Origin of the sequence: Citrobacter sp. wls829, assembly GCF_005280825.1 — a bacterium.
In the GTDB taxonomy this organism is placed as follows: domain Bacteria; phylum Pseudomonadota; class Gammaproteobacteria; order Enterobacterales; family Enterobacteriaceae; genus Citrobacter; species Citrobacter gillenii.
In genome coordinates this window covers 1-1,956 of the sequence record NZ_SZWP01000108.1, presented here as the reverse complement: position 1 = coordinate 1,956, position 1,956 = coordinate 1, and the positions used below count along the sequence as shown (strand labels likewise).

2 protein-coding genes are annotated in these 1,956 nt (G+C 54.9%); both read left to right on the top strand.

Features of this window, described 5'->3' with window-relative positions:
- Positions 1-86: 86 nt before the first annotated feature.
- On the top strand, positions 87-1,109 hold the full coding sequence (gene istA / locus FDW88_RS22290) for an IS21-like element ISSen3 family transposase (RefSeq protein WP_000627495.1): 1,023 nt from the start codon (positions 87-89) through the stop codon (positions 1,107-1,109).
- A complete protein-coding gene (gene istB / locus FDW88_RS22285; RefSeq protein WP_001531258.1) occupies positions 1,106-1,888 on the top strand; it encodes an IS21-like element ISSen3 family helper ATPase IstB in 783 nt (260 codons plus the stop codon). The genes istA and istB overlap by 4 nt, the downstream gene beginning before the upstream one ends.
- Positions 1,889-1,956 lie beyond the last annotated feature (68 nt).

The following is a 1,956-nucleotide window of genomic DNA, read 5'->3' as shown; positions in this document are numbered from 1 at the left end:
TGTTACCAACGGTGCAAAACTGATCCACCCCAGCGGTTGAAAATTGATCCAGGGGTTAATCTGCTCCTCTGAATACAGGGGAGCTTATGATCACTTTTGAGATTCGTATGGAAATTAAAGTCCTGCACAAGCGGGGAATGAGTATCCGGGCCATTGCCAGGGAGCTGGGTATTTCGCGCAATACTGTCCGCAGCCACCTGAAAGCCAAATCTGAAAAGCCGCAGTATTCACCACGCCCGGCACCATCATCACTGCTCGATGAATACCGTGATTACATCTCTAAGCGGATCAGCGATGCGCATCCCTACAAAATCCCGGCGACCGTTATTGCCAGGGAAATCATGGAGCTGGGCTATCGTGGAGGGCTTACTATCCTGAGAGAGTTCATCCGTAAACAGACCCTGCCAGCACAGGCAGAACCGGTCGTTCGCTTCGAAACCGAGCCCGGACGGCAGATGCAGGTTGACTGGGGGACCATGCGAAACGGCAAGTCACCCCTGCATGTGTTCGTCGCTGTTCTGGGATACAGCAGAATGCTTTACATCGAGTTCACCGACAACATGCGCTACGACACGCTGGAAGCCTGTCACCGCAATGCGTTCAGCTTCTTCGGCGGTGTACCGCAGGAAGTCCTGTACGACAATATGAAAACGGTGGTGCTGCAGCGTGATGCTTACCAGACCGGGCAGCACCGGTTCCATCCTTCCCTGTGGCAGTTCGGCAAAGAGATGGGCTTCTCTCCCCGCCTGTGCCGTCCCTTCAGGGCGCAGACTAAAGGCAAGGTGGAGAGGATGGTGCAGTACGCCCGCAACAGCTTCTATATCCCGTTAATGACACGCCTGCGTCCGATGGGGATCACCGTCGATGTTGAAACCGCAAACCGTTACGGCCTGCGCTGGCTGTACGATGTGGCCAATCAACGTAAGCATGAAACTATCCAGACCCGCCCCTGCGATCGCTGGGTGGAGGAACAGCAATCCATGCTGGCACTGCCACCGGAGAAAAAACAGTATGACGTGCAGGTTGATGAAAGCCTGATGACCTTCGACAGGCAGCCGTTGCATCATCCGCTCTCCATCTATGACACGTTCTGCAGAGGAGCCGCATGATGGTCGAACTGCAACATCAACGGCTGATGGTGCTTGCCGAACAGCTCCAGCTGGACAGTCTTATCGGCGCAGCGCCGGCGCTGTCGCAACAGGCGGTGGATCAGGAATGGAGCTACATGGACTTCCTGGAGCACCTGTTACATGAGGAGAAACTGGCCCGGCATCAGCGTAAACAGGCGATGTACACGCGGATGGCAGCCTTCCCGGCGGTAAAGACGTTCGAGGAGTACGACTTCACCTTCGCCACCGGCGCTCCTCAGAAGCAAATCCAGTCGCTGCGATCCCTGAGCTTCATAGAGCGTAACGAAAACATCGTGTTGCTGGGGCCATCGGGCGTGGGAAAAACGCATCTGGCGATAGCCATGGGCTACGAAGCAGTACGGGCGGGCATCAAGGTTCGCTTCACAACAGCAGCGGACCTGCTGCTACAGCTGTCCACTTCACAGCGTCAGGGCCGTTACAAAACGACTCTCAATCGTGGTGTCATGGCCCCGAAGCTGCTTATCATCGATGAAATAGGTTATCTGCCGTTCAGTCAGGAGGAAGCCAAGCTGTTCTTCCAGGTCATCGCCAAACGTTACGAGAAGAGCGCGATGATCCTGACCTCCAACCTGCCGTTCGGGCAGTGGGATCAGACGTTCGCCGGTGATGCAGCGCTGACATCGGCGATGCTGGACCGGATCTTACATCACTCACACGTCGTGCAAATAAAAGGGGAAAGCTATCGACTGAAGCAGAAACGAAAGGCCGGGGTTATAGCTGAAGCTAATCCTGAGTAAACAAGGTGGATCAATATTAAACCGTTGGTGGTGGCGGTAAGTGGATCACTTTTTACCCGTTGTTGACA

Bases quoted from the DNA above. Each gene is read 5' to 3' on its own strand.
- istA (WP_000627495.1), top strand. From the start codon at position 87: ATGATCACTTTTGAGATTCGTATGGAAATTAAAGTCCTGCACAAGCGG.
- istB (WP_001531258.1), top strand. From the start codon at position 1,106: ATGATGGTCGAACTGCAACATCAACGGCTGATGGTGCTTGCCGAACAG.